Genomic DNA, 9882 nt, shown 5'->3' with positions numbered 1-9882 from the left:
TATCTTGCCGGGCGGCGGCGTCGCCCTGCTCCGTGCATCCGAGCAGCTCAAGGGACTGCGCACCAAGAACGACGACCAGAAGACCGGCGTCGAGATCGTGCGTAAGGCGCTGTCCTGGCCGGCCCGCCAGATCGCTATCAACGCCGGTGAAGACGGCTCGGTGGTGGTCGGCAAAGTCCTAGAGAAGGATCAGTACTCTTACGGCTTCGATGCGCAGACTGGCGAGTACAGCAACCTCGTCTCCAAGGGCATCATCGACCCGACCAAGGTCGTACGCATCGCGGTCCAGAACGCCTCCTCTGTGGCGGCGCTGCTGATCACGACGGAAGCGATGGTTGCCGAACTGCCGAAGAAGATCGCGGCCGGTCCCGCAATGCCTCCGGGCGGCGGCATGGGCGGCATGGACTTCTGATCCAGCCTCTCAAAGCATCGATGACAGGCAGAACCCTGGCAGCAATGCCAGGGTTTTCGACTTCGGGCAAGCTTGCAACGACGGCAGCCGTTGCCAGCCTGGAGCTGGATCGGCAGTTGGCCCCGAGACCCGAATGGCCCAAACCATCGACCTATCCATATCAGCGGCGGTCCGACCCAGACTTAAGTTGCTTGGCCTGACCATTGTCTCAGCGGCGCTGAGCCTTCACGCGGGATGAATCGGGCCCCAGTACAGCGGTGGCGAGCCTGGCTTACTTGCCATTTGGATCACCTGGAGTTGCCTCTTTTCACTCCAGTGTTCGACCCGTCGTCCGACCAGGAGCGCATCGGATGCGCCGGGGGGCTGGCTTTCGACCTCTTGCCTGCATTTCCTATTTGCCGCGCCGTCCGAAGCGCCGGGGTGCCCTTATTAGACCTCGTATTTGCATCTCATGGCCGGACGACTTGTCCGAAGCGCCATCCGCGAGAATGGCAGTCGTCGAAAATAAGGTATGCTGCGGAAAGTGCGCCGATTGTGCGCTTCATCTCGTCTCCTGGATGGGCTCCGCCGACCAACCACCGCAAATCAATGATGTACCATGAGCGCGTGTTCATCGACTGCGCCTATCGCGTCCCTCAATTCGGCATGCACTGTCCTATTAATTGATGATCCAGATCAATCCTAGAATGTGTGTGTCAGCATGTTATGGAATTGATGCTGAGGGAGCAAAAGGTCAGGCAGGTCAGGGAATGATTTTTGACGAAGGAGCAACTCGCTCGAGACGCAGCAGAGATATTCGATTACTGCGCGCATTTCGATCGAACAAAATCAGGCAGCGCGCCGGCGCGTTGTCCAGGCTGTAGAGGCAATGGCAAAAGGCCGCTCTGGACGAAGCCGCGCGCGATGTGCAATTTCTTAAGCTTTACGCCAACCGAGCTGCGGTCTCCCGATCCCTCACGTGGGCCAAGAGCTTTGACAGACGCGACGGTTTCTAGCATCGTCGAGCTGCCCGACCAGCGAAGTCATAAGACCAGCTCGGCGGACCCCAGTGTCTTTGCTTCCTCAGCTTCCAGATACCCGTTCGCCGTGGCCCCGTGTAAAACCTCATCCGCGGTTCAGAAAGAACGGCGCCGACCACCAGTAACGACAGCAAGAACAAGACTCTCCAGCAGTGCCCCTCTCAGCCATAACGCATCAATAAGTTTCATAAAAGAAGCGGCCCCAGCGAGGAGTTCAAGCTGGGGCCAAGCTGAGATCGCCGGACCGCCGGTCGCCGAAATCAGCGGCCGTACTAGGGCTGAAAAAATACGAAATGAAAATTACCTGCCCACTGTTCGTATGATCGGAATGAATTTGGGTTCCGGAAATAAACGCGTGTGAATCTCGACGAAGAATTGTCAGCGACCGGCAGGTATCATAATCCGGGCCCGCCCGGTTTGCTCACTGATTTCTGTTTTTGAAAATTCGGAGGCAAACATTACTCGGGGCAGAGACTGATGCTCGACCTTGGCCTACCTCACCTGTCCGGACTAACACGTTATTGATCGCATCGCCTTGTTTTGCGAGAGGGAGGAAGAAGCCAAGTAGCCTGCAAAGCCGCTCGTTGAGCGGCGCGCCGTAGAGGGGACAGGGCGCGATCGTTTAAGTTTTGGACTGCTGATGACTTGATGAACCGGATTCTGCTTTTTGAACTACCTCGCCTGGATTCTGACGGGGCTGCTGGACCGGAATCCAAGCCCGCTGTTCCTAAAATTGGCTCCCGTCTCGGCATGGCCTCAAAAACGTACACACCATGCGGACCACTGAGGCGCGGAAGCCGCGCTGACTAAAGTAAAGTCCTGCTTGTGGTAGGCGATCGCTTGCCGTGCCGCTGGCTGTGACGGAGGTTCGGTGTTCTCGGCGCGCCAGCCGGTCCGGAAATGAAACCTCCGCGAATATACGACCGCTTGCAATTTATTTGCCGATCACCCCTTGTTTGTAGATCAAGCTGGCTTGTCAGTTAACGTTTTCATCGAACGACTTAGTGGCAACTTTCGCCGATGGTAGCCATTCATCCGGACGTCTTCGCGGATTTGCTCGCTGACCGAGCGTACGAAGCGCTTCTTCCGCCAGTTCCTGTTCAAATCGATGGGAATGGAATTGCCTCGAGGAACGACGAGAAGGTCATTCCGTTCGTTCAAGTAGATATCGTACATGGAAATCCTCGCTTCGGGCGAACATAGGCCGAAGCTCAAGCCCTTTGGTGACTTGGACGACACAGTCTCAAGAAAGCCGCACAGGCCGCTTTGCCTCGAAACGCCAAGGCTGGGAGGGATGATCTCTGCTTCATCGTAGGCGGCAGGAGGGAAGATCAAAGAAAACTCCGGACCGGGCACCGTCTTGATCGGCGGAGGGTCACTGGTCTCGGCTTGGCTTGTTCGGCGCGCTTTTCGTCGCCACAAGGTGCCGGCTTTGCAATTGGCGGCCGCCCTCTCCCGCTGCTTGCCTGATCCGGCTGACGTCGATGATCTAAGATCTAAATTTCCGGGCACGGTCGGCACTATTCTGACTATTTACTCAGGATTGCTCTTTCTTGAAATGGAGGAAGTTACAGACATCATAATATTCTATGTCGTTCAGCCGGAAGCCATAGGCCGATATGCGGTTCACCAGAAAGACTGGATCGGATTCATAGCGGTGAGCATGCAATTCGCACATCAAAGAAATGCGACACCGGCGCTGCGTATGATTGCGTAACAGCGACGCTCGTGGCCTCGGTGGCGTAAGCCGACAGTCACACCAATGGCTACGCGGTGGCTGATGCTTGTGCTGCCCCGCGCCATGCAAAACCGCAGTTCAGAAACACTAGGTGCGCTCTTCCAGCTGAGACGCCCTCGCCCTGCCGCACGTGTAAGACTGTACACGGAATATGCACATCCCAAATATCTTCAGACGATTGGGCCCACGAAGGGGCTTGAATCGCACGTCGCGTCAGATTGTACGATCCTAAACAAGTGGGGACCACCTCCGACAATTGAGACGCTTCCTAACAGGTATTGGGAATTGCGACCCCGGCCTGTTTCCCGGTCGACAGGTCATCTTGCGCTTCACGCCGGTAAATAACCACAGCCCCATCGACTTGAAGGGATATCATGACTCAAAACCAACGAATCCGTTTGGCTTCGCTCCTCAACGCCAGCCACTGCGCGATCGCCCTTGCTGTCGCAATGACAGCTGTAATCCCCGAGCCATTGAACGCGCGCGACCAGGCGCCGACCGCAGAGGAGAACGAGGCTTGCATGGAGGATGTGTTCCGCCTGTGTAGCAGCCAAATACCAGATCGTGTCGCCATCACTTCTTGTCTCAGATCCAAGCAAGCGAGCCTCAGCCAGCAATGTCGTTACGTGATCTCCGTACGAGATACTGGCAAGAAAAACAGCGAATCGAAGTGACGGATCGCCAACAATGCCGGTGCCCGATCAGCTCACGCTCAGAAATGGCTCCAGCCCGACCTAGCACCAGGGCAAGTGAAAAGCGCGGCCATCGAGAGTGGCGTCAATCGCTCACAACTGACAGAAGCTCTGGCCCGAGCGCGCTTGTCCGGATAGGCAAATGCACAAATTCCCATTCAATACAGTTCTGATCGCCAATAGGGGCGAGATAGCTGCACGAATCATCAAAACGCTGCGCAAGCTCGGACTTCGTTCTGCAATTGCCTACCACGAGGCTGACGCCCTGAGCCCCGCTGTCTCCATGGCCGACTTAGCGATTCCGATCAGCGGCCGCTCGCCGATCGCGAGCTACCTGGACATCGCGCAGATCATCGGTGCCGCCCGCAAGGCGAGCGCTGGGGCGCTGCATCCGGGTTACGGATTGCTTTCCGAGAACGCGGAGTTCGCCAGGGCTGTGATAAAGGCCGGTATTACCTTCATCGGGCCTGCTCCGGAAATCATCGACCTAATGGGGGACAAGATCCGGGCTCGCAATTTCGTTCAGCGGAACGGCTTTCCAGTCGCGCCTTGCGCCATCGAAGAAGACGATCCAGCGACATTCGTTTCGAGAGCGACGGCTGTTGGAGTTCCTTTGCTCGTTAAGCCATCAGGGGGCGGTGGCGGCAAGGGCATGCGGATTGTACGCGACCTCAATACATTGGAGGCAGCCATTGAGCAGGCGCGCAGTGAAGCGCGCCGCTACTTTGGAGATAGCCGACTTTATGTCGAACGATATGTCGAACTCCAGCGGCACATTGAAGTACAGGTGCTCGGCGACGCCTTCGGTAACTTGATCCATCTCTTCGAGCGCGAGTGCTCGGTGCAGCGGCGCTTCCAGAAGATCATCGAGGAGACGCCCTCGCCCGCGCTGTCACCAGAATTGCGGACACGGATTTGCGAAGCCGCTGTCGGCATCGCCCGTGCAGCGCAATATCAAAATGCTGGAACGGTTGAGTTCATTCTCAGCGAAGACGAGTTCTACTTTCTCGAAATGAACACTCGCCTTCAAGTTGAGCATCCAGTGACCGAGATGATTACCGGCGTCGATCTGATCGCCGAACAAGTCTATGCCGCCGCGGGCCGCGAACTTGCACTTTCGCAATCCGATATTGCTTCGAATGGGCATGCAATCGAGCTCAGGCTGTACGCGGAGGCTCCCGAACGTGGATACGTCCCAACCACTGGCAACGTACTTCTTCTCGAATATCCGGATGGCGTACGGATCGATAGCGGCATCATGCAAGGTCAGCGCATCACGCCGGCATTTGATCCGATGCTCGCAAAGATCATCGTGCATGCACCAACCCGCGCAGAGGCTGCTCTGAAAGCCCATCGCGCGGTTCGAGAGCTTGTTCTACTCGGGTGCGAGACCAACGCAAGCTTGCTCGCCCGGATCCTGGCTGACGAGGCATTTCTCGGCGGTCAGTTCCATACGGGATACCTTGAAGAAAACCCACATCTCGCAGCGGGCAACTTTGCTACCGGACTGTCCGCGTTCCTGGCATGCGCCGCTCTCCTGACGGGACCGGTGCGCGCTTCCGCAAACGCCGTGCCAGAGCTTCACGCAGCACTCGGCAGCTGGAGGAATTGACGTGCATCACTCATTCGAGATCGACGGCGTAGACCATAGGCTATGGCTTTCAAACAGCCAGCAGGGCTACCGGCTCCATTTGCGTGACCAAGTGATTACCCCCGTCGCATTCACTTATCACAGTGAGAGTAGCGGTATCCTGACGATTGCGGGTGAGAGCGAACCGGTCAGGTTCGCCATCGAGGGCGAGCTCATTCATCTACATATACGCGGCAGAGCCCGTATTTTGCGTTACATTGACCCGTTGCGAACGCTCGCTCCCGCGAATGACGGAACGCGCCCTCTAATCGCCCGGGCGCCGATGCCTGGCGTAGTTGTTGCGACCACCGTTTCGCCTGGTCAATCAGTCTCAGCGGGAATGGCGCTGATGACGATTGAGAGCATGAAGCTGGAAACGATCATACGCTCACCACAGGATGGCATCGTCGATCGGGTTCACGTCAAGGAAGGCGAGAGCTTCGAGCATGACGCTGTGCTGGTCACGCTCTCCAAAGAAGGGCGCTGAAATGCAGCGGATCGGTTCCGTTGCGGACGTGAACTCGCAAGCGTTTCGTCGCAACGACCTCCATAACAGACAACTTGCGGCCGAATTGAAGGAACGTCAACGCGCCGCCCGGTTCCACCGGCCCGAGCGGGACTTCGAGCGACTGCGTCGACAGAATAAGCTGTTTGTTCGCGAGCGAGTCGAAGCTTTGCTCGATCCGGAAACCCCGTTTCTGGAGCTTTCCACGCTGGCCGCCAACAAGGCATACGACGGCGAGGTGCCCGGCGCCGCGCAGGTCGTCGGCATCGGCATTGTAGCGGGTCGCGAGGTGATTGTTCACGCCGACGATGCCAGCGTGAAAAGCGGCGCATGGTATCCGCTCTCGGTCAAGAAGATCGTGCGCGCCTTAGATATCGCCATCGAAAACCGTCTGCCGATGGTTCATCTGTGCGACTGCGCTGGCGGATTCCTCCCTTTGCAAGCGGAATTCTTTGCTGATCGCTACCACGCCGGTCGAATTCTCCGGAATCAATCCATTCTCTCGAAGATGGGAGTGCCGCAGGTCGCCATCGTCATGGGCCATTGCACCGCGGCAGGGGCCTACGTCCCGGCGCTTAGTGAATACAACATTATGGTCGAAGGTACGGGAGCGATTTTTCTCGGCGGCCCCCCGGTCGTAAAGGCTGCCACCGGGGAACAAGTGTCCGCCGAAGACCTTGGCGGCGCCCTCATGCATACCAGCGTGTCGGGCACCAGTGACTACTTCGCAAGGTCCGAGATGCATGCAATTGCGATTGCACGCGACGTCGTCGCTCGCTTCCACCAGCCGGCGAAACCCTGGATCGATCGAGTCGCCCCTGAACCGCCCGCCTATAGTGCATCCGAACTTTACGGTATCATTCCAAAGGACGCACGAGCGCAGTTCGACATGCGAGAGATCATCGCCCGTCTGGTCGATGGCAGCCGATTTCATGAGTACCAGCCGCGCTACGGGACATCACTCGTGTGTGGCTTTGCGCAGCTTTATGGATATCAAGTCGGGATCCTTGCCAATAACGGCGTGCTGTTCAGCGATAGTTCGCTGAAGGGCGCTCATTTCATCCAATTATGCGACAAGAACCGAACGCCCCTGCTCTTCCTGCAGAACGTCACGGGCTTCATGGTTGGCCGCGAATATGAGCGGGGTGGGATCACCAAGGATGGCGCCAAGCTGATCATGGCTGTGTCCGGAGCGTCCGTGCCGAAGTTTACGATCGTTTGTAATAGCTCGCACGGCGCGGGAACTTACGCTATGTCGGGACGCGCGTTTGATCCTCGATTTGTGTTCAGCTGGCCGAATTCTCAGATATCTGCGATGGGCGCCGACCAGGCTGCAGGCGTTCTCACCCACGTCAAGGCGAGACAATTGGCTCGCGTGGACGGACGCCTCTCCGAGCAGGAATTGGCAGCCATTCGAGAACCAATTCTTGAGCAATATCGCGAGCGATCGAGCGCCTATTATGCGACCTCCGAGCTCTGGGACGACGGTATCCTTGATCCTGTCGACACCAGAACCGCCCTCGCAATCGCATTGAGCGCTTCGCTCAATGCGCCAGCCGACACGCCGCAGTACGGCGTATTCCGACTGTAAAGCAGGACCGAACACGATGTCCGGCTCGAGACATGCCACCTTCGGCGACCGTCCGAAGGTAGAGTTCACGTGGTGACCGATTCCGCCATGCTCGAACGCATTTCATTCCACAACGTGGCGATGCCGAGATTGCCTTGTGTTTCTATCAGCACTGCAAATTGGGGCGTGGTTCTCCCCTGACTCGTTTGAACGAACGCACGCTCCGGCGGGTCCATGATGCTCTCAGCCGCTCTACGATGTTCGGGGCGCGTTCTGCGCAATTCATTTACAATCTGGCGGAGCCGGTTTGTCGCGAGCGCCCCTTCAACGCTCCACGACGGAGGCGCCCGCAGACCTGAACGGCTTCGAAGGATGCGGTGCATCGGGTCGGGATACCGCGATCAAGAGGCGGCCGCGGCGAGCGCCGGCGCGAGACATTATTGTTGGTGCTGGCGTCCACGCGCCTGCACTGTTGTCCTTGGCCGGCGATCTCCTTTGGACGGTACCACGAAATGGTGCGCTTGACCCTCACGTAGCGTCAGGTTGTAGCCTCACCCGGCCCCCCTGCGCTCAACCGACCGATACGCAAGGGTCAATGAAGTATCAGCCGCGCGCGGATGGGGCGGCCAGCTGCTTCGATGCAACCAATGCGATATCTCTTCAACGAAAGACCCCGTTGAACGGACGAGCCTAAGGTTTGGATAGGGACCGTGTAAAGTTCGATGGAAGCGCTCAAATCGATCATTGGCAAAGTTGCCACCGGCTCCACTCTGACGCGTGACGAAACCGCGTTAGCCTTTGACAGCATGATGTCGGGCCACGCGACTCCCTCGCAGATCGGCGGCTTGTTGATGGGAATGCGGGTCCGCGGCGAAACGGTCGAAGAAGTCACCGGCGCAGCCTCCGCGATGCGGAGTAGAATGCCGCGGGTCGAGGCGGCATGCGACCCCATCGATATCGCCGGCACGAGCGACGCCCCTATGTGTTCGGTCAACGTGTCGACGTGCGCCTCGTTTATCGTCGCCGGGGCCGGCGTTCCTGTCGCCAAGCATGTCAACCGCGCTGTGTCCTCGGGTTCGGGTGCCGCAGGCGTGTTGGCGCGCCTCGGCGTGAAGATTGATCTCAAGCCCGAAGCCGTTGCCCGTTGTGTGCACGAAGCCGGCATCGGCTTCATGTTTGCGTCGGCCCGTTATCCGGCGATGCAGCGCATTGGCCAGATCCGGACCGCACTTGGGACCCACACGATCTTAAATCTAATCGGACCTCTGTCCAATCCGGCCAGGGTCAAGCGGCAGATCGTCGGGGTATTCTCTCGCGAATGGGTCCAGCCTCTGGCCTACGTATTGAAGAACCTTGGTGGCGAATCGGCATGGGTGGTTCATGGCTCGGACGGGCTCGACGAAATAACCCTCACCGGACAGACCTTTGTTGCCGCACTTGAGGCGGGTACAGTCCGCACCTTCGAAGTGACGCCGGAAGAAGCCGGGCTCCCCCGCTGCCGCGAGGAGGTGCTGGAGAGCGGCGATGCCGGAGCAGCCGCGCTGCAAAGCATGCTCGATGGCGCACCAAGTCGATTTCGCGACGCCGCGCTTTTGAACGCGGCGGCGGCATTGATCGTGGCCGGCCGGGCCTCGACGCTGCAGGAAGGCGTTGCACTTGGGCAAGACTCGCTTGATCGCGGCGCCGCAGCCGCTCGACTGAAGCGCCTGATCGCGGTTTCCAACGCGTGACAGCCGAGTTGGTCGACGTTCCGATATTCCGACCATGGCCGACGCTCACAAGCGCGAAGGGATTGCAGCCGCGAATGCGCGTTGCTTCTGCGAGATCTCGAAGAGGGTGCGCCTGCTAGCGTCGTGACCAAACAATTCGCCTTAAGCACGCGGCGCCAGAGGCAACCTTCTTCATCGGCAAGAGCTGTTGCGGCAAACCGTTGAAGTCGGGGCCCGCGACGAAGTCGCGCGCGCTGCACTCAAAAAGGAGATATTCGAGGATGTCCTCACAGGATATGGAAACGTTCGGATCTATCGCAATGATAGAACACATCATTCGAAAGTTTCGGGAATTGATCGACACGGATGGTTCGATCCAGCCGGAGCTGCGAGCTGCGCTGCACGCGACGCTCGATGAGCATCTTCTCGATGCGAAAAAGCGTGTTCTCTTGAGAGTACATTAGGCGCGCTGATGCTGCTACATCCGGACAAATCCGACCGGGCTGCTCATGGACGTGTCGTCGCGATCAGCGCAGCAGGCAGAACTGCGCGTCGCCACCGCTACGTGCTTTCAATAGGGCGCTCCCCAAGCAGGAAGCCTCCTCGC

Annotated in this window: 9 protein-coding genes; 7 read left to right on the top strand and 2 right to left on the bottom strand. The window is 58.3% G+C overall.

The window, feature by feature from the left end; translation table 11 throughout:
* Nucleotides 1–412, top strand: a 412-nt coding sequence (locus H8B02_RS40895; protein ID WP_283842307.1) for a TCP-1/cpn60 chaperonin family protein, incomplete at its 5' end; no start/stop codon positions are given.
* A 1982-nt stretch (nucleotides 413–2394) separates the two neighbouring features.
* Here the strand turns inward: H8B02_RS40895 and H8B02_RS40890 are convergent.
* On the bottom strand, nucleotides 2395–2607 hold the full coding sequence (locus H8B02_RS40890; protein ID WP_229171357.1) for a hypothetical protein: 213 nt from the start codon (nucleotides 2605–2607) through the stop codon (nucleotides 2395–2397).
* Nucleotides 2608–3543: 936 nt separating this feature from the next.
* Between H8B02_RS40890 and H8B02_RS40885 the strand changes: the two genes are divergently transcribed.
* From H8B02_RS40885 to H8B02_RS40870, 4 genes are all read left to right on the top strand, one after another.
* Nucleotides 3544–3843: a hypothetical protein gene (locus tag H8B02_RS40885; RefSeq protein WP_229171356.1), complete on the top strand. Its 300-nt coding sequence runs from the start codon at nucleotides 3544–3546 to the stop codon at nucleotides 3841–3843.
* Between the two features lie 160 nt (nucleotides 3844–4003).
* Nucleotides 4004–5473, top strand: a complete 1470-nt coding sequence (locus H8B02_RS40880) for an acetyl-CoA carboxylase biotin carboxylase subunit (protein ID WP_229171355.1) — start codon at nucleotides 4004–4006, stop codon at nucleotides 5471–5473.
* 1 nt (nucleotide 5474) lies between these two features.
* The gene (locus H8B02_RS48725) at nucleotides 5475–5978 is read left to right on the top strand and encodes an acyl-CoA carboxylase biotin carboxyl carrier protein subunit (protein ID WP_229171354.1); all 504 of its coding nucleotides are present in this window, start codon (nucleotides 5475–5477) and stop codon (nucleotides 5976–5978) included.
* A gap of 1 nt (nucleotide 5979) precedes the next feature.
* Nucleotides 5980–7587, top strand: a complete 1608-nt coding sequence (locus tag H8B02_RS40870; protein WP_229183939.1) for an acyl-CoA carboxylase subunit beta — start codon at nucleotides 5980–5982, stop codon at nucleotides 7585–7587.
* A 65-nt stretch (nucleotides 7588–7652) separates the two neighbouring features.
* On the opposite strand, the gene H8B02_RS40865 is transcribed toward H8B02_RS40870, so the two are convergent.
* Nucleotides 7653–7802 (bottom strand): hypothetical protein, encoded by a 150-nt coding sequence (locus H8B02_RS40865; protein ID WP_229171352.1) that lies wholly within the window; start codon nucleotides 7800–7802, stop codon nucleotides 7653–7655.
* 486 nt (nucleotides 7803–8288) lie between these two features.
* On the opposite strand from H8B02_RS40865, the gene trpD reads away from it, so the two are divergent.
* Together trpD and H8B02_RS40855 are read left to right on the top strand one after the other, a co-directional pair.
* Nucleotides 8289–9296: an anthranilate phosphoribosyltransferase gene (gene trpD / locus H8B02_RS40860; protein ID WP_229171351.1), complete on the top strand. Its 1008-nt coding sequence runs from the start codon at nucleotides 8289–8291 to the stop codon at nucleotides 9294–9296.
* 260 nt (nucleotides 9297–9556) lie between these two features.
* Complete coding sequence (locus H8B02_RS40855) at nucleotides 9557–9739, top strand: hypothetical protein (RefSeq protein ID WP_229171350.1); 183 nt, start codon at nucleotides 9557–9559, stop codon at nucleotides 9737–9739.
* Nucleotides 9740–9882 lie beyond the last annotated feature (143 nt).

The organism is Bradyrhizobium altum (assembly GCF_020889705.1).
Lineage (GTDB): Bacteria > Pseudomonadota > Alphaproteobacteria > Rhizobiales > Xanthobacteraceae > Bradyrhizobium > Bradyrhizobium altum.
The sequence above is the reverse complement of the archived record's forward strand: the minus strand, read 5'-3'. Positions and strand labels throughout refer to the sequence as shown.

Coding starts and splice junctions, on each gene's coding strand:
- H8B02_RS40890 (WP_229171357.1), bottom strand. CDS start 2,607: ATGTACGATATCTACTTGAACGAACGGAATGACCTTCTCGTCGTTCCT.
- H8B02_RS40885 (WP_229171356.1), top strand. CDS start 3,544: ATGACTCAAAACCAACGAATCCGTTTGGCTTCGCTCCTCAACGCCAGC.
- H8B02_RS40880 (WP_229171355.1), top strand. CDS start 4,004: ATGCACAAATTCCCATTCAATACAGTTCTGATCGCCAATAGGGGCGAG.
- H8B02_RS40870 (WP_229183939.1), top strand. CDS start 5,980: ATGCAGCGGATCGGTTCCGTTGCGGACGTGAACTCGCAAGCGTTTCGT.
- H8B02_RS40865 (WP_229171352.1), bottom strand. CDS start 7,802: ATGGACCCGCCGGAGCGTGCGTTCGTTCAAACGAGTCAGGGGAGAACC.
- trpD (WP_229171351.1), top strand. CDS start 8,289: ATGGAAGCGCTCAAATCGATCATTGGCAAAGTTGCCACCGGCTCCACT.
- H8B02_RS40855 (WP_229171350.1), top strand. CDS start 9,557: ATGTCCTCACAGGATATGGAAACGTTCGGATCTATCGCAATGATAGAA.